This window comes from Bdellovibrio sp. HCB185ZH, assembly GCF_047302455.1.
Lineage (GTDB): Bacteria > Bdellovibrionota > Bdellovibrionia > Bdellovibrionales > Bdellovibrionaceae > Bdellovibrio.
In genome coordinates this window covers 3354202-3374159 of record NZ_CP178624.1, presented here as the reverse complement: position 1 = coordinate 3374159, position 19958 = coordinate 3354202, and the positions used below count along the sequence as shown (strand labels likewise).

23 protein-coding genes are annotated in these 19958 nt (G+C 45.1%); 10 read left to right on the top strand and 13 right to left on the bottom strand.

The features are described 5' to 3' along the window. The first annotated feature begins 18 nt into the window (after nucleotides 1-18). A complete protein-coding gene (locus ACLSU7_RS16445) occupies nucleotides 19-330 on the top strand; it encodes a hypothetical protein (protein ID WP_413292986.1) in 312 nt (103 codons plus the stop codon). A 2-nt stretch (nucleotides 331-332) separates the two neighbouring features. Further along, nucleotides 333-797 (top strand): hypothetical protein, encoded by a 465-nt coding sequence (locus ACLSU7_RS16440; RefSeq protein ID WP_413292985.1) that lies wholly within the window; start codon nucleotides 333-335, stop codon nucleotides 795-797. Nucleotides 798-872: 75 nt separating this feature from the next. Here ACLSU7_RS16440 and ACLSU7_RS16435 read toward each other — a convergent pair whose 3' ends face one another. Together ACLSU7_RS16435 and ACLSU7_RS16430 are read right to left on the bottom strand one after the other, a co-directional pair. Then, nucleotides 873-1142 (bottom strand): hypothetical protein, encoded by a 270-nt coding sequence (locus ACLSU7_RS16435; protein ID WP_413292984.1) that lies wholly within the window; start codon nucleotides 1140-1142, stop codon nucleotides 873-875. A gap of 136 nt (nucleotides 1143-1278) precedes the next feature. Further along, entirely contained in the window at nucleotides 1279-2061 is a 783-nt protein-coding gene (locus ACLSU7_RS16430) for a dienelactone hydrolase family protein (RefSeq protein ID WP_413292983.1), read from the bottom strand. A 226-nt stretch (nucleotides 2062-2287) separates the two neighbouring features. On the opposite strand from ACLSU7_RS16430, the gene ACLSU7_RS16425 reads away from it, so the two are divergent. From ACLSU7_RS16425 to pyrE, 3 genes are all read left to right on the top strand, one after another. After that, on the top strand, nucleotides 2288-3328 hold the full coding sequence (locus tag ACLSU7_RS16425) for a CNNM domain-containing protein (RefSeq protein WP_413292982.1): 1041 nt from the start codon (nucleotides 2288-2290) through the stop codon (nucleotides 3326-3328). Nucleotides 3329-3333: 5 nt separating this feature from the next. Continuing rightward, complete coding sequence (gene cutA, locus ACLSU7_RS16420) at nucleotides 3334-3648, top strand: divalent-cation tolerance protein CutA (RefSeq protein ID WP_413292981.1); 315 nt, start codon at nucleotides 3334-3336, stop codon at nucleotides 3646-3648. Nucleotides 3649-3722: 74 nt separating this feature from the next. Next, a complete protein-coding gene (gene pyrE / locus ACLSU7_RS16415; protein ID WP_413292980.1) occupies nucleotides 3723-4241 on the top strand; it encodes an orotate phosphoribosyltransferase in 519 nt (172 codons plus the stop codon). Here pyrE and ACLSU7_RS16410 read toward each other — a convergent pair. The 4 genes from ACLSU7_RS16410 to ACLSU7_RS16395 are packed head-to-tail and all read right to left on the bottom strand — an operon-like array spanning nucleotide 4238 to nucleotide 8063. Next, the gene (locus ACLSU7_RS16410) at nucleotides 4238-5008 is read right to left on the bottom strand and encodes a substrate-binding periplasmic protein (RefSeq protein WP_413292979.1); all 771 of its coding nucleotides are present in this window, start codon (nucleotides 5006-5008) and stop codon (nucleotides 4238-4240) included. The genes pyrE and ACLSU7_RS16410 overlap by 4 nt on opposite strands. A gap of 36 nt (nucleotides 5009-5044) precedes the next feature. After that, nucleotides 5045-5884, bottom strand: coding sequence for a class I SAM-dependent methyltransferase (locus tag ACLSU7_RS16405; protein WP_413292978.1), 840 nt, complete (start codon nucleotides 5882-5884; stop codon nucleotides 5045-5047). Between the two features lie 2 nt (nucleotides 5885-5886). After that, nucleotides 5887-6942, bottom strand: a complete 1056-nt coding sequence (locus ACLSU7_RS16400) for an alpha-ketoacid dehydrogenase subunit beta (RefSeq protein WP_413292977.1) — start codon at nucleotides 6940-6942, stop codon at nucleotides 5887-5889. Beyond that, complete coding sequence (locus ACLSU7_RS16395) at nucleotides 6942-8063, bottom strand: thiamine pyrophosphate-dependent dehydrogenase E1 component subunit alpha (protein WP_413292976.1); 1122 nt, start codon at nucleotides 8061-8063, stop codon at nucleotides 6942-6944. Before ACLSU7_RS16395 ends, ACLSU7_RS16400 begins: the two co-directional genes overlap by 1 nt. A 202-nt stretch (nucleotides 8064-8265) precedes the next feature. On the opposite strand from ACLSU7_RS16395, the gene ACLSU7_RS16390 reads away from it, so the two are divergent. Continuing rightward, nucleotides 8266-8454 carry a hypothetical protein gene (locus ACLSU7_RS16390; protein WP_413292975.1) on the top strand — a complete coding sequence of 63 codons (189 nt, stop codon included), beginning with the start codon at nucleotides 8266-8268 and terminating at the stop codon, nucleotides 8452-8454. Between the two features lie 148 nt (nucleotides 8455-8602). Here ACLSU7_RS16390 and ACLSU7_RS16385 read toward each other — a convergent pair whose 3' ends face one another. Together ACLSU7_RS16385 and ACLSU7_RS16380 are read right to left on the bottom strand one after the other, a co-directional pair. Continuing rightward, nucleotides 8603-9385, bottom strand: a complete 783-nt coding sequence (locus tag ACLSU7_RS16385; protein WP_413292974.1) for a type II secretion system protein J — start codon at nucleotides 9383-9385, stop codon at nucleotides 8603-8605. Further along, a complete protein-coding gene (locus tag ACLSU7_RS16380; protein WP_413292973.1) occupies nucleotides 9385-10377 on the bottom strand; it encodes a type II secretion system protein in 993 nt (330 codons plus the stop codon). The genes ACLSU7_RS16385 and ACLSU7_RS16380 overlap by 1 nt, the downstream gene beginning before the upstream one ends. Before the next feature lie 80 nt (nucleotides 10378-10457). Between ACLSU7_RS16380 and ACLSU7_RS16375 the strand changes: the two genes are divergently transcribed. From ACLSU7_RS16375 to ACLSU7_RS16360, 4 genes are all read left to right on the top strand, one after another. Then, nucleotides 10458-11501: a hypothetical protein gene (locus ACLSU7_RS16375; protein WP_413292972.1), complete on the top strand. Its 1044-nt coding sequence runs from the start codon at nucleotides 10458-10460 to the stop codon at nucleotides 11499-11501. Nucleotides 11502-11636: 135 nt separating this feature from the next. Further along, nucleotides 11637-12158, top strand: coding sequence for a hypothetical protein (locus tag ACLSU7_RS16370; protein ID WP_413292971.1), 522 nt, complete (start codon nucleotides 11637-11639; stop codon nucleotides 12156-12158). Nucleotides 12159-12305: 147 nt separating this feature from the next. After that, entirely contained in the window at nucleotides 12306-12740 is a 435-nt protein-coding gene (locus tag ACLSU7_RS16365; protein WP_413292970.1) for a pseudoazurin, read from the top strand. Between the two features lie 5 nt (nucleotides 12741-12745). After that, nucleotides 12746-13429 (top strand): class I SAM-dependent methyltransferase, encoded by a 684-nt coding sequence (locus ACLSU7_RS16360; RefSeq protein ID WP_413292969.1) that lies wholly within the window; start codon nucleotides 12746-12748, stop codon nucleotides 13427-13429. 2 nt (nucleotides 13430-13431) lie between these two features. Here the strand turns inward: ACLSU7_RS16360 and ACLSU7_RS16355 are convergent, their stop codons facing one another. The 5 genes from ACLSU7_RS16355 to ACLSU7_RS16335 form a co-directional block, all read right to left on the bottom strand. After that, nucleotides 13432-14427: a hypothetical protein gene (locus ACLSU7_RS16355; protein ID WP_413292968.1), complete on the bottom strand. Its 996-nt coding sequence runs from the start codon at nucleotides 14425-14427 to the stop codon at nucleotides 13432-13434. A gap of 97 nt (nucleotides 14428-14524) precedes the next feature. Then, a complete protein-coding gene (locus tag ACLSU7_RS16350; protein ID WP_413292967.1) occupies nucleotides 14525-15970 on the bottom strand; it encodes a hypothetical protein in 1446 nt (481 codons plus the stop codon). Nucleotides 15971-16331: 361 nt separating this feature from the next. Next, nucleotides 16332-18353, bottom strand: a complete 2022-nt coding sequence (locus tag ACLSU7_RS16345; protein ID WP_413292966.1) for a S41 family peptidase — start codon at nucleotides 18351-18353, stop codon at nucleotides 16332-16334. Between the two features lie 116 nt (nucleotides 18354-18469). Beyond that, the gene (locus ACLSU7_RS16340) at nucleotides 18470-19372 is read right to left on the bottom strand and encodes a hypothetical protein (protein ID WP_413292965.1); all 903 of its coding nucleotides are present in this window, start codon (nucleotides 19370-19372) and stop codon (nucleotides 18470-18472) included. Nucleotides 19373-19523: 151 nt separating this feature from the next. Next, entirely contained in the window at nucleotides 19524-19931 is a 408-nt protein-coding gene (locus tag ACLSU7_RS16335) for a hypothetical protein (protein WP_413292964.1), read from the bottom strand. Nucleotides 19932-19958 lie beyond the last annotated feature (27 nt).

Below are 19958 nucleotides of genomic sequence, written 5' to 3'. Positions count from 1 at the left end.
CGTCCATGATGTTTCAGAATGAAATACGGACGTCTGGGCGTTGGTCTGGAAATGTTAAACTTTGGCTCGTCTCACGCCGATGGAAACTGTGGAGAAAACATCATGGATCGTGATCAACTTATCGAAGAAATCAAAAAGCAGATAATGGAAGAACTCAAGGGAGCAGCCTCCCCGCTGACCGATAAAATTTCTGCTGAACACAAAGCCGAAATGATGGAAATGAAAAACTCCGTGGAAAGTTCCGTAAAGGAAAACCCATGGATGGCAGTGGGTATCGCCGCCCTGGCTGGCTTTATGATCGCAAGACTTCTTTATCGCAGGGAGGACTAATTATGATGAAATTTATTTTACCTCTTTTGTCTTTCCTGATTGGCAATGCCAAAGGTTTTATCAAAGAACCGGCGGAAGCATTTTCACAACAACTCGCAATGCGTGTACGATCACTAACAACACTCCTAGTGGCTGTGATCGGCTCATTGGCTTTAGGATGCGTGGGCTTATCTCTGTTTATTGCTTCAATCGCTTCTCAGCTGGATAAGAATGAAGAATTCCACGTCTCGGGTGGAATGATTGTTTATCTGGGTTTAACTGTGGTTTCTATCGGTGTCTTGATTTATTCACTCAGCAGCAAAACTTGGATGAAAAGTCTGGGCTTTGAAGAAAAACCGCAGCAGGCGGCTACTGCTGCTGGCAAACGCAATTCCGGGGCTTTGGAAAATGCGGTGGCTTTGTTGGTTATGGATTATATCGATGAAAGAAAATCTCGTCGTGATGATAGACAGCACTCTCGCGATTAATTTCAAACTTAAATTCAAATAAAAAAGGCAGCCACTTAAGCTGCCTTTTTTATTTTTCAGATGTCGGTACCAAAATTAATAACCGTTACCACCATAGTAACCGCCGTCTTCGTCATAACCGCCGCCGTAGCCACCGCCATCGTATTGACCGTCGTTATCTTGACGACTGCCGTCTTCGTAAGGACCGTTGCCACCGTAGCCACCACCATCAAAAGAATCACCGTTGCCGCTACACTCGTAAGATTCTTCTCTTGGGTCGCAACCTTCAGTAGGTTGAGCTGCGAATGCAGATGTGAACGGAGCAAAGACTGCTGCTACCATCAAAGCCATAACCAGATTTTTCATTCGTAACCTCCAAAGCAAGAACCCCCTGCTTATCACAGAGGGCTCCTTGGGACTAATGAAAATACATTGATTCTGCGTAACGGATAAAAGCGTCTCGAAAGTTCTCAAATGTTAACTATCTAGGACACTCCGCGAACTATTTAACCGGAGCCACTTCGTTGAGAAAATTCATGAATACATCCCAGGATCTGCGATCAGCCTTTTCATTGTAAGCCACGCCTTTGCTGGGATCATTGCCAGCATCTTTTTGCGTGAAGGCATGAACTGCACCCGAGTAGGAGATGAATTGGTAATCCACTTTGTTCTCATCCATTTCCTTTAAGAACGGCATCACTTGCGGATTTACGTTATTATCCAAAGCACCGTGAAGAATCAAAGCAGGAGCTTTGAAGTTCTTAGCATCCTTTGGTGTGGGATTTGACAGATCGCCGTGGAAGCTGACAAAGCCGGCTGCTGGAACTCCTGCACGCCCCATCTCCAGCGCTCCCATACCGCCGAAGCAGTAGCCAATTACGACGATGTGTTTTGGATCGACCTTTTTATTTTTCTTAAGCCAGTTGAATGCAGCCATCTCTCGCGCGCGGTAAAGTTTACGATCATTCTTGTATTGGCCAGCCAGCTGCCCTGCGCCCTCTGTTGTCGTGGGACGAATGCCTTTGCCGTAAATATCCACCGCGAAAGCCACATAGCCTTTTCCAGCTAGCATCTGAGCGCGCATTTTTTCGTTATCCGATAAGCCCTTCCATTGATGAACGATCATCACCGCAGGTCTGGGTGTGGTCACAGAGTCGTCATAGGCCAAAAAACCCTCAAGCTCGGTTTTGCCTTCTTTATAATCTACATTTTCAGTTTTCACGGCAGCCGAAGCAGAGACCGATATAAGGATCAGAGCGATGCTGGATATAATTGCTTTAAACATTCTAAACTCCCTTTGGTATACGACAAAAGTCTAAGTGGATTGCTTTGAGAGGTCAAAAGTCCCACCTCAGCTGTGATAAAGAACACCTGAGGAATCTAGCCCTGTGCGTTATAGACAGCCTCCTTCGGGGCCATGCTATTATTATCGCAATGGAATACCACAGGTTAGGCACCTCTCAAGCGCCTCTCAAATTCTCCCTTTTAATCTCAACGTTAGTTAAACATCTATGTCGTTACTTGTCGTTTTAGTTATATCCACGTTAACAATCTCGTTCATTTGCTCGATGCTGGAAGCCACTTTGCTGACTTCGACGTCGGCTTATATCGCCGTCCTGGTTCGTGAAAATCGTCGCAGTGCCAAGCTTTTGGAACATCTGAAAGATAACTTGGACCGCCCGATTTCGGCGATCCTGACTTTGAACACGTTGTCGCACACTTTAGGTTCCGCTGCGATCGCTTACCAGGTTCAAGCGATTTACGGCGTTGAAGCAGTGACTTTCGCTTCGTTTATTTTAACCTTTGCGATTTTGGTACTTTCGGAAATCATCCCGAAGTCCATCGGTGCAGCCCATTGGAAATCTTTGATTCCTTTTACGGCCTACACTATTCAGCTGATGATCATCTGCCTTTATCCATTGGTTTTGATGTCTGAATACTTGGGACGTATGTTTCAACGTCGTGACGAAGAACCGGAAGTCACTCGCGAAGAAATCCTGATGACCGCGGAAATGGGTGTTGAGGAAGGAACTTTGAAGAACAAGGAATCCAACATCATCAAAAATCTTTTGATGCTGGATAAGATCTATGTGTCTGACATTATGACGCCAAGATCAGTGTTTTTTGCCTTAGAAAAAGATCTGACGGTCGAGGAAGTTTTCAACAAGTACAAGCCTTTGCGTTTTTCCCGTATTCCTGTTTATCACGGAAGCCTGGATAACATCGTGGGTATGACTTATCGTTATAAAATCCACGAAGCCCTTTCCAATGACCAGCACGAAAAAGTCGTGGGCGAATTGGTGACTCCGATCTCTTCTATTCCTGAGCGCATGACGGTATCTCAAGTCCTGGATTATTTTATCAAAGAAAAAGAGCACATTGCTTTGGCAGTTGATGAATACGGTATCGTTGCGGGCCTTGTGAGTCTGGAAGACGCGGTTGAAACACTTTTGGGTGTGGAGATCGTCGATGAGCTTGATTCGGTTGAAGACATGCGTAAGTTCGCTTTAGAACAATGGCAGCTGCGCAAACAAAAGCTTCGTAAGAGCTAATCCCCATGATCATCTATTATATTCCCTGTCCTGATCAAAAGAGTGCGGAAAATATCGCACGCACTCTTTTGCAGGAAAAACTTATCGGTTGTGCGAATATCATTCCCGGAATGAGTTCGATGTACTGGTGGGAGGGAAAAATAGAAACAAGCTCTGAGTATATTCTGATCCTAAAAACCCTTGAAAGCTCTGACGCAAATAAAAATTTAGAATCCCGCGTGAAAGAGCTTCATCCCTACGAAGTCCCCTGTGTGATGGCTCTCCCCGTCGCATCAATCAACGATTCTTTTAAAAACTGGCTTGAACAAAGTCTTAAATAAATCCAAAGTTAACTTCCGAAGGTAATACATGCTTGCTCCGATGCAACCGGAGTGCAGACCCAACCGGAGGAAATATGACTCGCGCGGAACTCGCAAAAAAAATCTATGACGTCGCTCACTTAACCGGGGAATTCAAACTTCGCTCTGGTCAAATCTCCAACGAATACTTTGATAAATACCGCTTTGAAGCTCAGCCCACTTTGCTTCGTGAAATCGCCAAACAAATGGTTCCTTTGATTCCTCCGGGCACTGAAGTGCTTGCCGGACTTGAAATGGGTGGAATTCCAATCGCGACTGCTTTGTCTTTAGAAACGGGCATTCCTTGTGTATTCGTGCGCAAAGAAGCGAAAGAATACGGGACCTGCAAATTTGCTGAAGGCTTAGAGATTGCTGGAAAAAATGTTTTGGTGATTGAAGATGTCGTGACGACAGGTGGCCAAGTGGTTCTTTCTACCGCCGACATTCGCAGCCTGGGCGCCAAGGTTTCTCATGTCCTTTGTGTGATTCACCGCGGCCCCCAATTCCCGGAACCGAAGTTAACAGAGATTGATGTGACCCTATCGCCTTTGTTTAAAAAATCAGATTTTAACTAAAGAAGTGCGCCATTCAGAAAGTTTCCAGCATTCAGTGCTGGAGACTTGACCGTATTTTTCTTATTGCCCCACCCGAATATGGATTGAACCAGATTGCGAGACTGATCAGACATATCGCGATTGCCGACCAACCACAGACTTTGCGTGAAAAGTTTTTTCACAACGCGAACTTCGCGCAACGGCATTCCTTTAGCTTGCATCTGTCTTTTTGCTTCATCCACAAACATCGGTCTGGTCGCCCAAATATCAATTCTGCCTGTTTGCAGTTTTCGGAAATTGCTTAAATCATCACTCATGGCTTCGACTTTCGAAGATTTTCCTACATAGCGATGCAACTCCTGTTCTCGAGCGCTCCCCCCTTGAACTCCGATACGATACTTGCGAAGATCTTCCAGGTTATCAATTTGCACCTTTGGATCCACGGCATAAAGCAAACAGTCCACATCGTCCAGATGCAGAACCCAGTGATATTTATATTCCCGCTCAAAGGATCGCCCCAGAGGAAAGAAAAGTGATTGAGGATTTTTTTCGACATCAAGAAGGGCTCTTTTATAGGGAACCCAAACGACTTCAAATTCCTGCTGTTTTCCAGCTTTTTTGATAGAGGTCGCTACGGCCTTGCCGAATTCACCGGAAAGTCCTTCCAGACCTTCTCCCGTTTTGATCACGTAGGGAGGTGTGTCGACTGTATATATCTGAATTTTTGCTAGAGCAGAGAGCGGAATAAATCCGCTCAGAACCAGCAGAAGAGCACAAAATAACAACATTCATTTGTTATAGATGGGATTTAAACTCCCAGCAATTTACTTTTCGGCAACGACGTACGCAATCCACGATTCACAAGATTCACCGTGGTCGACACGTGTGAAATTACCGTCACCAGAACCGTCTTTAGCAGTTCCTTCCCAGTAAACGTGACTTTTAGCAAAGCCCACTTCGTGCATGATCTCACGGATCTCTGTGATACTCCATAGACGCCAGTCGTAAGTGAAAACCTGTTCGATTTTTTTGCCACCCACGCGGAAATGAATATGGAAGACTGCTTCGTTCGTAACTGGGTCAAAGTTTGTCTGATCCCAGTAATATGTGAAGTCTTTGTGTTTGATACGGTCTTCGATAGCGTCATAGCATTGGCTGCCACCGAATACATCAACTAGGAAGATGCCGTCTTTGCCCAGGGTTTTATAGGCATTTGCAAAGTACTGCTTCAGCATCCATCTTTGCTTAAAGCAAAAGTATGAGAAGTTCATTGCGGCAATGATGTCTGCCTTTTCCAGGCTTGGATCCATCACGTTGCCTTCAATGACTTTCATGCGCTTTTGCTGTTCCGGTCTTAGCTTAGACAGGTAGTTCGCTTTACCATAGGCAATTGGTTCTGGATCCAGATCCACACCAATCGCCTGATGTTTTGAATCAAGCTTGATCCACTCTGTGGAAAGAGCAAATGTCCCGCAGAAGTCTTCACGGAAAATACGTGGAGCTTTTTTCTTAAGCTCCTTGTAAGTGTTGCGAATGAAAACCACATCGTTTTCAGCCGACTGCACAGCTTTGCTGTACAGCTCGTATTTGTCGAACTGGGTTTTGCCAGTTTTTTTAGAAACTTTACGACGAACTTTTTTTCTGTGACCGACTCCCTTCAACATAACTACGGAACCTCATCAACGATTTCGCGAATCGCTGTTTCGATGTCGTGGTGTTGAGGAACAGAGTTTTTCTCCAAGTTTGGATGCAAACCGATACCTGGCAAGTTTTTACCTGCAAGGACACGAGGGCGCGCCATGAGGCTGTAGAAGCACTCTTGAGTTGTTCTGTAAGCCAAGTGCTCACCAAAGTTTGTCACTTCAGTGTCTTCGTTCACGAACAAAACACGACCTGTCTTTTCAATAGATGATTTAATCATCTGCCAGTCGTATGGATAAATAGAACGCAAATCGATCACTTCAACCGAGATGCCTTCTTCAGCCAGCTTTACCGCGACTTCGTCACATAGGTGAACCATGCGGCTGTATGTAACAACCGTGATATGCTCACCTTCGTGAGTGATCTTACCTTTACCGAGTGGTACGATGTACTTTTCAAGTTCAGGCCATTTCGCTTTCCAACCTTGGGAATTTTGAACTGGTTTATCGATCATTGATTTCAAAGTTTTTTCGTCCTCTGGCTCACCAGGGATCAACTCGTCGCCTTTATGGCGCATCAATGCTTTAGATTTCAAATAAAGAACCGGATTTGGATCTTCAATGGCCGCCAACATCAAACCGTAAGCGTCGAGTGGGTTTGATGGCATCACGATCTTCCAACCTGGCAAACGAGAGGCCCAAGCGTCGAAAGAGTGAGAGTGGTAAACGGAACCAAAGATCCCTGCGCCCACCGGAGTCATCACAACCATTGGCAATTGAACTTGACCGTTTGTACACCACAAAGTGTTGCCGGCAATTTTCAAAAGATCGATCGTATTGAAGATATAATCTGCAAACTGGATTTCCGCCACGCACTTATCACCTGTCATTGCGATACCCATCGCCATGCTGATGATACCACGCTCGTCCAGTGGAGTGTTCCATGCAGTTTTTAGACCTTGAGTCGCCGTGAATACGCCACCAAGCGGTGCGCCCACGTCTTGACCGAAGATGTCTTTAACGCCCATGTGTTTTTCACCGTAGTGAAGGGCCATTCTGATTGCTTGAGCTACGCTTGCCATTAGAATTTTCTCCAATCAGCATTTTCATTATTCACGAAGACATGATCCCAAACTGATTCTGGCGTTGGACCGCCCTCAGCACGAGCTTGTTCTTGAGCCTTAATGCCCTCTTCTTCGTAGATTTCCCAGATTTTCGCAGCGGCTTTTTCCGTCAAGATGCCAGCAGCGATCAATTTTTCCTGGAACTTGTAAACTGGATCGAACAGATCTGTTTTACGGTTCGCACCGTCAGCAGAGGAGTGACCATACAAGCGAGTTGTTTTTACTTCCAGGAATGATGGCTTACCCGTTTTGCGGATGTAATCCATTTCTTCTTTCAAAGCGATATATGTCTCAACAGGATTTGTACCATCGATCACGCGAGAGCGGATGTTGAATGCTTTTGCACGGTCGGCGATATGAGTTTCCCCGTGTTGGCCTTCGTACGGAGTGGAAATGCCAAAGCCATTGTTTTGCACAGTGATCAACACTGGCAATTCTTGGCCTTTACGCGATGACCACACCAAGCAAGTTGCAAATTCGCCCTCTGCCGTACCAGCGTCACCGCCAGTTACGATAGAGATGGCTTTGTGACCCGCGCGTTTTTGCGCGTGTGCAGTACCACAAGCGATCGGGTATTGAACTTCGATTGGAGAAGTCACAGGAGCCACGTTCCACTGAGGGAAACAATAGTGACCTGCGAAGTTACGACCACCTGTAGAAGGATCTGTCACACGGTTCATCATCAAACGAACCGCTTCGATCATCGGCATACCAAGTGCCACCATCGTTGGTGTACAACGGTAGTGAAGATGGAACCAGTCGTATTCAAGGCCTTTACCTTTACGTGCTAATAGACCCAATGGAACCCCGAAAGCTTCCTCGCCCGGGCCACCGATCCAGAAATAACCTTCACCGGCTTTGTAGATTTTAATCACACGTTCTTCAAGAACGCGGGATTTGACCATCAGGTCGTGCATGCTCAACAAAAGTTCTTCAGATAAACCACCGAAATCAGATTTTTTCGGTGCAGCTTTTTTTGAAGACTTCGCAGCGGATTTTGTCACAGCTTTTGCCGGCGCTTTTGCTTTCGCAGAAGCAGTCTTTTTGGCAGCTGGTTTTACAGTGGTCTTTTTAGACATGTACTCAGTTCTCCACGGTTTTTAGTCACATAAATCAAGGCCCCTATCTAAGCGAGAACAGGTCAAATTGTCTGCCTTTTTCACCCCAATTGACGCAAATAGCCAGAATATCGGTCGCTTTCCCAATATGTGATGCTTCAAGCTGAGAACCGCAACATTCATTCAACAATCCAGGATCAGAATGTACTTATTGGAGGACGTTATGGCTTACAGATACGAATCAAGTGCAGTTTATGAAAATAAAAGAGTGCAGAATCTTACAATGCAAGAAATCACCCAGGCGATTTGGGAGCTGGGTCAAAAAGCTGACGAGTATGCACAAAAAGCGTGTATTAGCTCTGAAAAAGCACAAGCCGCGGTTATGAAAGCTAAACAAGTATTTAGCAAATAACTAAAAAGCTGCAACAGTATCAACGATCAGTTGATACTGTTGTGGCTGGGTTACCGAATAGTTTGTGGATCCATAGGTGAATGTGAAAACTCCGTTTTCCGCTTTGGCATTGAAAGAACCAGAGACACAGCTAAACCCCGTCGGCGATTTAGTTTTTCGTGGAGTAGGCACTAGCCATGCAGTCTTTGATTGAACTCATCATAAAACTTGATTTTGGTTTCGTGGAGAGTTGGCTTTGCAGACTTTTTAGTTTTTCCTTTACACATTTCTGGCTGACGGGTGCATTTAAAGTCACCTTGGCACAGTCTTGACTGGCAGTACACTGTCCTGTTGCAGAATCAAAGACCCCGCCAAATCCAAGGCAGGCACTTTTCAATACATCCTGATAGTTGGTTCCATCACCACCATTACATTGACTGATCAAACGCGCTTGATTGACAGAAATTGGAAATGAGATCGTTTTCGATTTGGTTTCCGCGGCCATTTCCTTTTGGGGCCGATTGAAAACAATTTCCAGATTCGCATTTAAAGGAACCACTTCATCAGCAGAAGCAAACGAGTGAGCATTGAATGCTTCCCAGCTTTCCTTCGTGGCGTAAAGCCGCATCGATTCTACCTTGTGATTGACTTGATCGAGCTTCATTCCGTTTTTGATAATGTCAGCACCATTGCCGTCTTGAACTTTGTCGATAATCAGAGCGCCTTGTTCATCCAGCACTCTACCCTTAAAGGACGCATCGCAAGACTTGCGAGTAAATATACTGACCATCGCATTATTCATCAAATCCGCTTCGCTCAGTTTATTTGCAGCCAATGAATTTGAATCGTTAGAAATCTTTAGAACGGTGGCTAACCCCAAGGTGACCACGGCCACGAGGGCAATCGCGGCTAACAGCTCAATGATCGAAAAACCATCCTGCTTTATTCTCATTATTTACCTACCGTGATTTTCATAAGGCCATCGGCTTGATATTTTTCTACCAGCTCAAATAAGTATTTCGCCAAGACCGGATCTGACAGCGTGTAATTAGTGGCACCTTCCGTGTAAGAAAACTCCGTTGGTGTGGCAGAAAAATTTGTGCTCCCCAAAACACAGGTGGTTTTACCGGCAGCGATAACGGCGCCTTGAGAACTCGCCAAGCAATCTTTTATCGTACCTTGCAGCCCCTTCACCACGGCTGCTTTCGGCGGGGTGGTAAGTCCTTTGAGTTGATCTTCAAGGCCCCCAGTCAACAGATCGAAACATTCTTTAGAAACCGCCGCATCTGCAGGTAAAGCCGTGCAATCCTGTTTAAAATTACACTGTGGGATTATCGCATCAAACACTCCACCCAACTGTTCACAGGCCACCTTCTGGGCATTGGCGACCATCGCACCAGGCGAGGAAAGACATCCCACAACAACGCCCGCTGAATTTAAGTAAACGGGAACCGAGACTTCCAACGAATTTGATTTTGAAGATATCTGATCTTTCTGTCGCTCAAGTTCAATCGCTATATCGATGTTCACGATATAATTATTGGTACCCAACCCTGCCTTTGCTGTTTCAAAGAGCTCCCAATTCTTGGGACGAATTTTAGTTTGGACAGATTGTACTAACAAATCATTGACCGGTGACTTTACTCCTGGAGCCAAGAGGGGCTTATCAGCTAGATCCACAAATGCAACAGCCGTGGATTCTCCTGTTTCACTGAACGTCATGTTCTTAAAATTCTTTTCACAGATTTCTGGCTTGGTTAAGTTTTGTTGCCACGACAAATTTAAATTGGCGGCAGAGTTTCGCATCTCTACAAAATTCGCACCCTTGAAAGAAGTTTGAAAGATTGCTCCCAAAGCCCCCACGAGAATCGCCACTAAAGCCAAACTCACTAATACTTCTATTAATGTGTAACCTGCTTTGCCACTGATGTTTCCCGTTTTCATATTTCTCTTTTCTGAAACAACCAAAGTTTTATTTAGAAATACCGTTCACTTTCCGAAAAGAATAACAGTGAGGGTTGCTCATGAAAACTGTTTCAAAACAAACGTTTTTAGTTAACTCTGAGAATGGATCAATCCTGGTCAGCATCCTTGTTATGTCAGCAGTGATGTTGGTCTTTGGCTTGTCGCTAATGACGTCCTTAAACGATTCCTTCAATCTAAACACTCTGGCATTGACAAAAGTCAGCCAAATGAAGGTTGAAGGCATCATAAAGTCAGCACTTCAGAATGGGACTTCTTGTAACAAGAATTTTACCGATGTGGTTTTGGATCAAAATGGTCGACTCAATTTGACGACTATAAAAGGCCAAGCCGACGAACATTTACTGGAAGCGGATCAAGAGTTGGGAACGCGTGATCTTAAGGTTACAACAATTGCTATTGAAACTGCACCATCCGATTGGGCGACATATAATGCAAACAAAGCTTCCGCGACGTCGCCCCTTGCACTGGAAGCAAAAATTCGTATTCGCTACAAAAAGCTTAAAACCAGCTTGGGCTCAAACCAATCCTTCACAGATATCCCCCTGCATTTCTTAATCGATAAAAATCAAAAAATCGTCTCCTGCGATACTTCTGATTCCACTGGCCAAACATTGTGTTTGCAGTTGGGAGGCGCTTTCGATACGGAAAATAAAAAATGCTATTTCAAAAGTAACTGTGCGAATTTAAATGAAACGATGTTGCCTTCCGGCGCTTGTGTGATGAACCAGATTACCCAATTACAAACCTCTATCGATAGCGCCATCGAACAGCAACAGCAAACAGAAACCACCGAAGCGAAAATGCCCGAGGTTCCAAAATTAGCGCCCTCGACTTATCCAGAACCTGCGCAGTGGAAATCCTGGGAGAAAATGGTTAAGAGCTGTGTGCAAATGCCCCAGGCGGCGAAATTCACGGGATCCACCCTTTCCTGCGATTTGGGTTCATTTAATATTACCGCCAGCCCCACTGAAGTAAAAATGAGTATGGCAGCCATGAAATATCAAGGCGGTCCTGATGATGCCGCATTTATTATGGACCAGGTCCGACAGTTTATTCTGTCGTATCTTGCCTCCACTCAATAGAAATCTTATTCTATTGGCACCATGACTTACACATATCCTTCTCTGGTTTTTGGGCTCAATACTCTTTGGACATTGTTAAAGTATTCCGCCGCATTCTTGGCTTTGGGATTTGTGCTTCATCATATATCGATCCTTATGCGCACAAAGATTTCTCAGTGGCTGGGACCGAACGCCTTTATGCTGATCTTCTCTCCAGGTATCATGATTCACGAGATAAGCCACGCCGTTGCTGCTTTTATATTTTTACACCAAATCGAAGACATTAAGCTTTTTGATTGGAAAGCCAAAGACGGATCCCATGGTCACGTCGTCAGCCGCCCGCGATCTGTGGCCTGGCCTTTTAAAGTTTGGATTAAGATGGGAGAGCTATTTATCGGCATCGCTCCCCTGATTCTGGGCCCTTTGCTTTGTGTCGCGGTTTTTTATTATTTTATTCCCGGTGGAAAAATTTTTGCTCACAATCCGCGCTTCGCAAACTTCCCTGCTTTTTCTTGGGGCCTGATCGCTTGGTGGTATTTGGTGGTAGCCGTGTTTTCACAAATGGAATTAAGCGATGCGGATCTTAAGGGCACTTGGAAGGGTTACCTGTGGATCGTGCTTTCCACTTTCGTGGTAGCACTGATCACTTTCAAAGTTCGTCAGTTCACGAATATTTGATCCAAACCTGGTCCCCACCGCCCTTAGATTTTCAAAAGTGAAGTGAGCGAAAATCAATTGAAAGTAGGATGAAAGCCAATTGTCCCAGCTTTTGTCCTCGTGAAAGTGAAGTGCTAGTATCTCCGCACCATAAAGGAGAAATCAGCAATGAAATCACTTCTAGTCACAGCTGCATTGACTCTTGCCACCAGTGCAAGCTTCGCAGCCACCCACACAGTAAAAATGTTGAACAATGGTAAAGACGGCATCATGGTTTTTGAACCAGCTTTCTTGAAAGCCAACAAAGGCGACGTTGTTAAATTCGTACCGACAGATCCAGCCCATGACGTGGCGTCGGTTTCTATTCCTAAGGGAGCTAAAACTTTTAAAGGTGCTTTGGGTAAAGAAGTCACAACGACTCTGACTCAAGAAGGTGTTTACCTTTACGAGTGCTCCGTCCATTTGCCAATGGCAATGATCGGCGTTATCCAAGTGGGTACTCCATCTAATTTGGAAGACGTGAAAAAAGCTGGCAAAGAAATGGCTCCTAAGTTCGCCATGAACAAAGAGCGCCTTGATAAATATCTTGGCCAAGTGAAGTAATTCCCATGAAACACTTCGACGTTAAGACGGCCGCCGGTTATGACTTGGATATTCGTTCCAGAGTTCCAGGATACGACTTACTCCAGGAATTAATCAGCGCAGTCCTTGATGTCGAAGTGCCAAACTCGGGCCGGATGCTGGTTGTCGGCTCCGGCACGGGAGAAGAAATCGTTCGCCTGTCCCGCCGGTACTCGGGATGGAAAATTGATGGGATCGAGCCCTCGTCAGAGATGAACAAAATTGCCATCGACCGTACTGGTCCTTACCGCTCGCAAAATCAAATTCAATTCCATGAAACTCAGATTGAAGATTATCCCATTGGACAAAGCTATGACGTCGCTATGTCCGTTTTGGTTTCACACTTTATTCCTGATGACGGCTCTAAAAAGACCTACTTTGAAAAAATCCATGCCCATCTAAAACCCGGTGCGCCTCTGGTTTTAATAGACATGATGAAGCAAACCGATTGTGTCGGGGAAAAATTTATCGCCAATAACTATTTCTGGGCAAAGTCACATGGCCTGAACATAGAACTGCTTCGTGATATGCCTTCCCGCATGAGAACCATGTTTCATCCTCTGACCCAAGAACGCCTAAAGGAAATTTTAAGCGGGACTGGTTTTACCTTTGAAGGCCAGTTCGCCCAATGTTTGGGATTCTGTGGCTATCTGATTCGAAAGCCTCGCTAAAACTACTTTAACTTTTGGATTCCGCGCGCTGACATCTCGGATTCGATCGCATCACTTAAGCGCTTGTTGTACATCTTCCAGTTGTCTTCCAATTTAAGTTCCGGATGATCAATCTTGTAGGAGTTTTCTTTCGCAACCGCTGCAAAGACCGCTTCCATCATCACCGTGGCTTTTTCTTTACGATACGTCGGGCTTGCTAAATAAGAATCCCAGATGTCGTCACGAGAGATCGAGAAAAAGTTATGGCCTTCCGTATCTACATCGTGATCGCGGTGATTTTCAAAATCACGCTGCTGCACGGATTTCTCCATGAATTTTTTGTTTCGAGAATTTTGAAGATCCGGAGTAAATGCTACGGATTTAGATACAGAATCAGATTTGCCTGTATACATAACAGCAACTACATCAGCGAAGAATTCATTGTAAGCGGTGTTAATGTCCCAAACTTTATAGAACTTTGCCATGAGCTCCTGTTCTTTTTGCAGCAACTCCGGAATTTCTCGGGCCAAAATCGCCTGGCGCTCAGTAAGTTCCGCTGGAACCGGTTCATTTTTAATTTTTAAGGCATTCACTTTATCCGAAAGGTCGTTATTCTCCCTTTGCAGACTAGCCCTCTTCGCACGAGTAGCGTTCGCATCTTTATAGCTCTCAATAGCTTCAGTCCACCGAGGTTCCACTCGGCCATAGTTTTCCATGAAAATTAAATGTTCATATTCGTGAGCGAGTATAGGAATCGAGAAATTCGGAGTCTTTAAATATTCCTTACCGTTGGATGTGCGCTTGTAATGAACGCCCGCTATTACAGTCGTTTGAAATGGATTTGCTGAAGGACGTGAGTGCTTCTTATAAACAAAGATTTCTGCGTTTTGAGGCGTGACTAAACTCCCCAGATGGGAATTCAAATCATCGACAACTTTCCGAAAGACATCGACTTCTTTTGCAGTAACCCCGTCTTCTTTGATGGTAAAGCGAACTTGCGAAGAGAAATCTGACGACACTGCGGCCCCTCGGCCCATGCTGATAACGACGTCAATAAAATCAGCGTACTCCCTAAAAACTTTACTGCTTTGTTCGCATTCCTCATACGGATATTCCTTAGTTAAAAACTTTCGAACACATCAAAATATTAGTTTCAGTTTCCAGTTGGCGTTTAAAAGCTTCGCCGCCTGCTTTTTGGAATCGCTCCTCTGCCATGCTGCCACTTTGTTCTGTCAGCGTGACTCCCGTTTTCGCTTTGACTTCTTCAACCACAGTTTCGATAACCGTTGCGCTATCTTGATAATTTACAACTTCTTTATAGGAGACCACTTCATCGGGGAAAATAATCAGCGGTGCGAGATACTCGATCTCTCCCGCCAGCCCCGAACTCATATTCGGAAACAGACGACGGCTGTCCATGCGCACGGCAAGAATTCCACCACCCGCTTCAATTTTATTTTTACGAAACTTAGGAGCACCCACAAAACCAGCAACAACCTGGGGATCCAGGCTAAAGGAAATAAAATTGGAAGCACGAGGGTCTGCCGAGTGATTCCAATACTGATTCGTAAGCAATTTCGTCGGAGCCGACTCGTCAGTGTCAGCCTGTTGACGATTCGTAGTCAATGAGCGCAAACGACGAGTATAACTTCCTTGATTCTTAGTTAACACGGTAGAAAAGAATGCCAGTCTCTCTGAACCATTGGACAAAGTCAGGCGTTGAACTTTATCGGTCTCGTAATCAACACCGCGAACTGCGACCACCGTATTCTTTAAATCGGGAGAACGAATCGCCTGAAGCCAGCTTTTCCAGACATTCGCCTCAAAGGGCTCCATCACACTCCAAGGCAAATAAGCCTCAAGCATGTTTGCAACACCTGCACGATCATTCTTAAGAACCAGATCATTTAATTTCAATTCCTGAGCTTCCAAGGTATCCAAAACTCGCGACTCCGCACGATCCTTTAAAAGCTTGCGATCTTTCGCACGAATCTCTTTAAAAGCCTGATCAACTAATCTCTTAGTATACTCTTTCTCGGCTTCATAATTCGCCATAAGAGCATCAACCTTAGCATCAAGATTATCTGTCGCCGCCATAAGGAATGACTTTGCATACTTCACCGAATTTACAGAATAAGAAAACCGAACTTCCTGATACTGTTTATCCGCCTGAGCAGCACGACTCCCATGATCGGCATTATAAAAAAGCTCCATACGCCCATAACTAGCCGAAAGATTCATATAAACAGTCTGAATAAAAGCCATAGACCGAATCAAATGCTCCGGCTGAGCCAAAGCCACATCATCATAACGAAGCACATAAGTAGGCCGAGAATTCTCCATAGCCATAACAACTTCCGAGTGTCTCCCACCCGAAATCAAAGAAACCCTCTCAAGCCTCATAACCTTAGAATAAGTATTTATATGCCCAACAAACTTCTCAAGCCCCGCCAAAGCCTCCTGAGGCCCCGCGTTCGCCACAGCAACACCAACAACGGCCACCAAAACAATAACCGTCACCGCCCTGCCAACAACCTTTGCAGCCAATAAAAGCCAACTCATACCTATTCCTTTAAAAAGCCAAAGCCTTCTCAAAGGAACTAAAAAAGCAAAGCCCATACCCGTCTCAAAACAAAACAGCAAGAAATGCCAAAGGCATTTCGAGCTCCCCCCACAAAAGCGAGAAAATGCCAACGGCATTTTCCAGCCAGTAAACGGGTAGAAGACGGTTCGTCAAAAGTGGTCAGATGCAAGGCGGAGGGAGCGAACCGCAGCGCAGGCGTGCCCCAGGCACGTCGGAGCGAGGACCGCACCCGACAACGCAGTCAGCTGGCCGCTTTTCACGAACCGCGCTCCGGGCAAAAAAAAAGCCCGGCATTCACCGGGCTTCAACAACAACTAACATGTCAAATCTAGCAACAAACTATTTAGCGTTCGCTTGCTTCGGCGCCGGCGGTAAAGCCTTGCCGTCTTCAAGCTGAATCAGATCTAGAAGTACATTCGTCGCCTCTTGGATATCTGCGCGCTTCAAGTACTCTTCGTTCTTTTTCGCTTTGCTTGCTACTTTTTTGGCTTTCTCTTTTTTCTCTTTTTCGTTTTTATCTTTAAGCACTTCGCTCACACGGATCACTTTGCCGCGGGCTTTGGCTTTGTTCAACTCATCCACGATTTTTTTGAAATCGTCAGATTTCGCCACACGCTCAGAAGATCTTTCAGACAATGTTTTCAACCAGTCTGTTTTCACTTCTTTCCATGCGCTTGGACCTTCTTTAACGTAAGCATCTGGAGAGATGAATGATTCAATTGTTTTTGGTGGCAAAGAGTAATCCATGTATTTCTCGCCGATATCATCAGTCGAGAATGGACCTGGAAGAACGACGTCGGCATCAACACCACGGTGCTGAGTCGATTTACCAGATGGAACAAAGAACATGCCTACAGTTACTTTGATTGCGCCCAAGTTGTTCGGGATCGGCAATACAGATTGAACAGAACCTTTACCGTACGTGTGGTCACCACCAACGATCACGGCCCGTTTATAATCCTGCAAAGTTCCAGATACGATCTCAGAAGCGGATGCAGAGATACGGCTTGTTAGAACAACAAGTGGTCCTGCCCAGTCAACCGTCGCATCCGTATCACGAAGAGCGGCTTCCGCACGGCCTTCATTTTTAGAGGATTGCTTTACTACATTACCTGTTTGGAAGAACAAACCCGCAATTTTAACGGCGTCTTCAAGAGAACCACCACCGTTGTTAGAAAGATCCAGCACCAAGCCGTCTGCTTTCTTTTCAACTGCTTCTTTGATCAGTTTTTTCATATCAGCTGCAGAAGATCTGCCACCGCGACGAGAATCCGCATAGAAGCTAGGAAAGTTTAGGATACCGATTTTTTTCTTTTTACCATCAACTTCTTTTTCGACGAATGTCAAAGAAGCTGCTTCGTCTTCAAGATTCACTTTTTCACGAGTCAAAGTAACATCGAAACGCTTTTTGCCCTCACCTGCTTTACGCAAGATCGTCAAACGAACTTTCGTTCCTTTATCACCACGGATTTTCTTAACAACATCTTTCAAGTCTTGATCGATGACATTTTCCATTTGGCCTTTTTCCTGACCAACAGCGATGATTTTATCTTGCGGTTCGATCAAGCCAGATTTTGCAGCCGCGCCACCTGGAACCAGGGCTTCAACTACTGTGAAACCGTCTTGGGAAGAAAGTGTCGCACCGATACCTTCCAAAGAAAGACGCATTTGAATTTCAAAATCCTCAAGAACGTCTTTAGAGAAGAAGCTAGAATGTGGATCCAAACCTCTTGCGAAAGAATCCAAGTAACCAGACAGCAGGTCATCTTGGGAAGTTTCTTGCGTACGCTTTACGGCGCGCTCGTAGTTTTTCTCTACGTTCTTTTTCGCCTCGTCCAATTTCATATCTGTCGCAAGGTAATTGCCGATTTGGAACTGGATGTATTTTTTCAAGTATTCATTGGCTTCATCAGAATTTTTCGGCCAAGGTTTTTTATCGGGATCGAAAGCGAACTCTGTCTTTTCGTCGAATTTAAAATCTTTGCCCAGGTATTTCTTAGCGAAGTTCGCGCGGTCTTGAACTCTTTCAAGAACCAACTTCTGAGCTTTATCCAGGAATGTGCAATCTCTGTTTTTGGTTTTTTCAAAAACATTGGCCATGTCTTTTTTGATGCTATCAACATCAGCTTGAGTCAGATAGATTTTGGAAGGATCTAAACGTTTCAAGTATTGTTCAGTCACGCGAGTTGCAAGGTCTGCATTGCGATCAGAATATTTCACGTGATTTGCCAGGAAGCCTTGCTCGATGACGGAGATATAACGACATTCTAATCCGTCTTTTAATTGTGCAGTGGCAACTGACGTGATTGCGAGAGAGCCCGCAACAACTAAACCCTTTAATCCCTTAGAGATTGAACTCATGATGGTCCTTCCTTGGCTCTCGGGCGAGAGCGTCCTAATCACTTAAGATTAGCAGGATTTTTTTCTAGAGCATTCAATTTGTGAGGGAGTTCAAAAATTTAGGACTGTAAGATTGTTTAAGACCTACGTCGGTCATCCTCAAAAAAGGACAGTTGAGAGAGATCCTCCACTTTTTGACCTTGGAGTCCACCGACTTTCACTTCATGTTTGATGAAGTTGCCATGTTGAGTCTCGATCATAAAGAAAGACATCTCGGGGAACCTCGCCTTAAGTCGAGTCATTTCCTCGACGATTAATTCGATGTTCTTAGGATCGTCGTCAGACATCCCAAAACGGTGATGCGGGTTATATCCGTAAATTTCAATAGCTTTTTCAACGCTGGCTCTGATGGCACGTTGTTTCAGCTCCGCAGTGCCTTCGGTAAAGTTAATGTCGCCCAGCAAGGTACGAGTCGGTTTATGACTGACGGGATAGACACTTAAATAGTTTGGCTCCAGGGGCAAAAGCTTATTTTTTACGAACACCTTAATACCCTCTTTCAAGGTATCAGGGTGATGGCCGCGCGCTGTGATCACAGATAGAGGTCGTTGATTAAAAGTCGCATGATAAAAACATTCCCAGGAAGGCCCCTTCCATTGGAAGTCAGGGAAACCTAAGGCATCGGCGACGTCTTGAACGAAGACCTGGCTTTTACCCGCAAGCTTCTCCACATCAGAAATATTATGATCCCGGAAATTGCGGAAGGTACCTGTCACATCACAGAAATCGATTTCAAACTCACCATAAACTCCGCTTTTGCCAATGGTGGCATTGTGCTGGGCAAAATCACCGCTGGAGATGTATTGTTCAGCGCGGGTTTCTTTATGGAATAAAATCAATGGTGTGGTTAAAAAGGCGATGTTGTCGTCGAAGTCGAAGAAATAAAAACTGCGACCGCCCAGATGAAAGTTTCTATCTTTCTCTGGAGTACGATTTATTCCTAAATCGAGTTGGCCTTTTCGTTTTTGATCTTCACTCATGGAACACGTTCCTCTTACGGGCTTCAAAATTTACCAAATAAATCGAAGCGACGAAAGAGCCCTGCACAAATTTCTTTTTTACCAGGACTGTGACTACTTGTTAGACAGGGCAAGGGGCCCTGTCTAGTCATGGTTTGGTTAAGGACGGGACTTAAAGCTCTTCAAAGGTGCCATCACCTTTTTTAGGGTCTTTCAGGCCGTTATCTTCAGATTTCTCTGTATCCGGGGCCATCTTTTCAACGGGCACACTGGCAGGTTCCTTCATTGCTCCCGCAGTCGGTTTAACGGCCTCCTTAGGAGTGACATCTTTCCCCGTTGTCCCCCACTCGCCCCTGCATTTTTTCAATGCATCATCCATAGATGACAACGAAGTTTGCTTAGCCGTCACGGCGCAATTCACCACCTCTGGGTAATCCCCGGCGCACAGCTTTTCCGCATCCGCCGAGGAAATAGAAAGGGAGCGGGCCCGAATTGTTGTCACACATTGCTGCTGCGACTGAACCTGAGCCCAAGAAAATTCTGCTGCCGTCATTAAAAGGACCAAAACCAGTATTTTCATAATTCCCTCTGAAGACTTACTTTACCA

Excerpts from the sequence above, each read along its gene's own strand:
- cutA (WP_413292981.1), top strand. The coding sequence starts at position 3,334 with ATGATCATCTATTATATTCCCTGTCCTGATCAAAAGAGTGCGGAAAAT.
- ACLSU7_RS16425 (WP_413292982.1), top strand. The coding sequence starts at position 2,288 with ATGTCGTTACTTGTCGTTTTAGTTATATCCACGTTAACAATCTCGTTC.
- ACLSU7_RS16360 (WP_413292969.1), top strand. The coding sequence starts at position 12,746 with ATGAAACACTTCGACGTTAAGACGGCCGCCGGTTATGACTTGGATATT.
- ACLSU7_RS16390 (WP_413292975.1), top strand. The coding sequence starts at position 8,266 with ATGGCTTACAGATACGAATCAAGTGCAGTTTATGAAAATAAAAGAGTG.
- pyrE (WP_413292980.1), top strand. The coding sequence starts at position 3,723 with ATGACTCGCGCGGAACTCGCAAAAAAAATCTATGACGTCGCTCACTTA.
- ACLSU7_RS16400 (WP_413292977.1), bottom strand. The coding sequence starts at position 6,942 with ATGGCAAGCGTAGCTCAAGCAATCAGAATGGCCCTTCACTACGGTGAA.
- ACLSU7_RS16405 (WP_413292978.1), bottom strand. The coding sequence starts at position 5,884 with ATGTTGAAGGGAGTCGGTCACAGAAAAAAAGTTCGTCGTAAAGTTTCT.
- ACLSU7_RS16395 (WP_413292976.1), bottom strand. The coding sequence starts at position 8,063 with ATGTCTAAAAAGACCACTGTAAAACCAGCTGCCAAAAAGACTGCTTCT.
- ACLSU7_RS16365 (WP_413292970.1), top strand. The coding sequence starts at position 12,306 with ATGAAATCACTTCTAGTCACAGCTGCATTGACTCTTGCCACCAGTGCA.
- ACLSU7_RS16430 (WP_413292983.1), bottom strand. The coding sequence starts at position 2,061 with ATGTTTAAAGCAATTATATCCAGCATCGCTCTGATCCTTATATCGGTC.
- ACLSU7_RS16375 (WP_413292972.1), top strand. The coding sequence starts at position 10,458 with ATGAAAACTGTTTCAAAACAAACGTTTTTAGTTAACTCTGAGAATGGA.
- ACLSU7_RS16350 (WP_413292967.1), bottom strand. The coding sequence starts at position 15,970 with ATGAGTTGGCTTTTATTGGCTGCAAAGGTTGTTGGCAGGGCGGTGACG.
- ACLSU7_RS16410 (WP_413292979.1), bottom strand. The coding sequence starts at position 5,008 with ATGTTGTTATTTTGTGCTCTTCTGCTGGTTCTGAGCGGATTTATTCCG.
- ACLSU7_RS16440 (WP_413292985.1), top strand. The coding sequence starts at position 333 with ATGATGAAATTTATTTTACCTCTTTTGTCTTTCCTGATTGGCAATGCC.
- ACLSU7_RS16385 (WP_413292974.1), bottom strand. The coding sequence starts at position 9,385 with ATGAGAATAAAGCAGGATGGTTTTTCGATCATTGAGCTGTTAGCCGCG.
- ACLSU7_RS16345 (WP_413292966.1), bottom strand. The coding sequence starts at position 18,353 with ATGAGTTCAATCTCTAAGGGATTAAAGGGTTTAGTTGTTGCGGGCTCT.
- ACLSU7_RS16380 (WP_413292973.1), bottom strand. The coding sequence starts at position 10,377 with ATGAAAACGGGAAACATCAGTGGCAAAGCAGGTTACACATTAATAGAA.
- ACLSU7_RS16370 (WP_413292971.1), top strand. The coding sequence starts at position 11,637 with ATGCGCACAAAGATTTCTCAGTGGCTGGGACCGAACGCCTTTATGCTG.
- ACLSU7_RS16445 (WP_413292986.1), top strand. The coding sequence starts at position 19 with ATGAAATACGGACGTCTGGGCGTTGGTCTGGAAATGTTAAACTTTGGC.
- ACLSU7_RS16435 (WP_413292984.1), bottom strand. The coding sequence starts at position 1,142 with ATGAAAAATCTGGTTATGGCTTTGATGGTAGCAGCAGTCTTTGCTCCG.
- ACLSU7_RS16335 (WP_413292964.1), bottom strand. The coding sequence starts at position 19,931 with ATGAAAATACTGGTTTTGGTCCTTTTAATGACGGCAGCAGAATTTTCT.
- ACLSU7_RS16340 (WP_413292965.1), bottom strand. The coding sequence starts at position 19,372 with ATGAGTGAAGATCAAAAACGAAAAGGCCAACTCGATTTAGGAATAAAT.